The 2,247-nt window shown below is 64.3% G+C and carries 3 protein-coding genes; all 3 read right to left on the bottom strand.

Annotated features, from left to right (window positions below; all coding sequences use genetic code 11):
- A partial coding sequence (locus IB235_RS24535; protein ID WP_370576997.1) for an NAD(P)/FAD-dependent oxidoreductase occupies positions 1-629 on the bottom strand: 629 nt, incomplete at its 3' end.
- A gap of 27 nt (positions 630-656) precedes the next feature.
- Complete coding sequence (locus IB235_RS24530; protein WP_225612617.1) at positions 657-932, bottom strand: hypothetical protein; 276 nt, start codon at positions 930-932, stop codon at positions 657-659.
- The coding region (locus IB235_RS24525; protein WP_192339003.1) for a catalase at positions 919-2,247 on the bottom strand (1,329 nt) is incomplete at its 5' end. The genes IB235_RS24530 and IB235_RS24525, both read right to left, overlap by 14 nt.

Below are 2,247 nucleotides of genomic sequence, written 5' to 3'. Positions count from 1 at the left end.
TCGGCCCCGCGCGCCTGCGCCACACTTAACAGGCCAGCGGTCAATTGCCCCGGATTCGCCGAGGCCGAGGCGCCGGACAGGAGCGCAGCGCTGCGGTCGATGCCGAAGCGCTGCATGAGTTCCGCTTGGTCTAGATAGTCGCACGCAATACCCGCATTCTGCCGTGCCTCGAATTCGCTGCGCATTGCACGGTGGCCCATCTCATCGCCGGTCAGGTAAAGCGCCTGTTTGGCCTGCATGTCGCAGGCAATACCCAAGCGCGCCACCAAGTCCTGCAGATCCTGCACCGCCCTGACCGAGCGTCGCCATGTCCGGGCGGCGTCCGCGCCCATTCGCCGCGCCAGATGGTGCAGTGGCACGTCGATCTCGTGCTGGATCATCGCGGTCGAGGCAATGCTGGAGCCCCTGACGGGCACCCTGCGGTCAACGATCAGCACGCGGCGGTTTTTGCGGGTCAGCGCCTCGGCCATCAGCGCGCCACTGATCCCGGCACCCACGATGATCACATCCCATGATCGCGCGGATGGGGTCGGGATACTGGGTGCGCTGATATGCTTCGTCGCCGCCCAGAAGGGCTTGGCCAGATGCAGCCGACGCTTCCGACTGGTCAGCGCGTTGGGCGTCGCCACGATCAGACTGCGCCCCTGTCACCGCGACTATTCTCTGCCATTGGTGGCGCGGTCATTCTGCCGGGCCTTGCGGTCGCCCGCCTCGCGGTTCTGCCCTCCGGCATTGGGTTCGTTGGATTTCTTCATCTGCTTGGGGTTCAACACCGGATCGGCTTGGCCCAGCTTTTCTTGCTGAGCACGGTTTTTGACACTGAAATCCTCGTTGGCCGTCTGGGGGGCGAGTTTCTCACCCATGGTGACTTCCTCCTGTAGATGACGTTCAACCTGCTCCTGACCGCAATGTTCCCGCTCAGGCCAGATCACGCAGGCTCGCCTCGCGGTCCCAGTAGCGTAGGGTCGCAGCCTTGGGCAGCCCAGCAAGATCGGTCACGCCCGCATCCGGCGTCACCCCGGCGCGTTCGAGCAAGGGGGCTGCCCCCGCATCATGGCCGATCGCCTTGAGATGGGCGAAAGCGTCCGAAACGAAGCCCACGGCCGCGGCGTTGGCAGACAGTTTGCGCGCGGCATCCTCGGTTAAAACCAGCGCCACCGCGTCGAAAATCCATGAGGGCGAGCCGGCAAGCTGGCCCTCCGCCGTCATCATCCCGCCTTGCACCGCCAGTCCGCCGACCTTGGGGGCAATGGTGAATGGCGTTGCGCCCGCATCCCTGATCGCTGCGACCAATGCGTCCAGCGCCGCCTTGTCCGAGCCCTCGTCGAAAAGGATGCCGACCTTGCGACCCGCCAGTGTAGGCTGCCACTGTTTCTGGATGGACAGCGCATCCGAGGGGTCGATGTCGATGGGCGCGCGTGCCGGTTTCGCCGGTTCGGGCAGATCCATCGCCAGCCCCTTGGCCACCCGCGCCGCCAGCCCCTCATCGACATTGCGCAACCGCGACAGAACCCGCTTGCGGATGTGGTCCAGCCCGACCTTGGACAGTTCGAAGGTAAAGGCCGAGGCGATATGGGCCTGTTCATTCACGGTCTGCGAGTTCCAGAACAGCCGCGGCTGGCTGTAATGATCGGCAAAGCTTTCGGGGCGAACCCGCAGTTTAGCGCCCTCAACCAACTGGGGGGCCGTGCGGAAGCCGTCAGGCCGCGGGCGCGGGCCGCCGTCCTCGCCCGCCTCGCTCAGGCTGTTCGGCTCGTAATTGGCGCGGCCTGTGGGTACCTGCACCTGCATCATCCCGTCGCGCATCATATTGGCATAGGGACATTTCGGCGCATTGACCGGGATCTGGTGGAAATTCGTCGTGCCCAACCGCGATTTCTGCGTATCGAGATACGAGAACAACCGCCCCTGCAACAGCGGATCATCGCTGAAGTCGATCCCCGGCACGATGTTCGAGGGCAGAAAGGCCAGTTGCTCATTCTCGGCGAAATGGTTTGCGGGATTGCGGTCCAGGACCATGCGACCGATCACGCGCAGCGGCACGATTTCCTCGGGGATGATCTTGGTCGCGTCCAGCACGTCCCAAGGCAGACTGTCGGCCAGATCGGCGTCGAAGCTCTGGATCGCCAACTCGTATTCCGGGAAATCACCCGAGGCGATCGCCTCCCACAGGTCGCGGCGGTGATAGTCATTATCCGCGCCCTGAATCTTGGCGCTCTCGTCCCAGACCAGCGACTGGATGCCCAG

The organism is Paracoccus sp. PAR01 (assembly GCF_014851995.1).
Taxonomy (GTDB): domain Bacteria; phylum Pseudomonadota; class Alphaproteobacteria; order Rhodobacterales; family Rhodobacteraceae; genus Paracoccus; species Paracoccus litorisediminis.
This window is presented reverse-complemented; position numbering and strand designations above follow the sequence as displayed.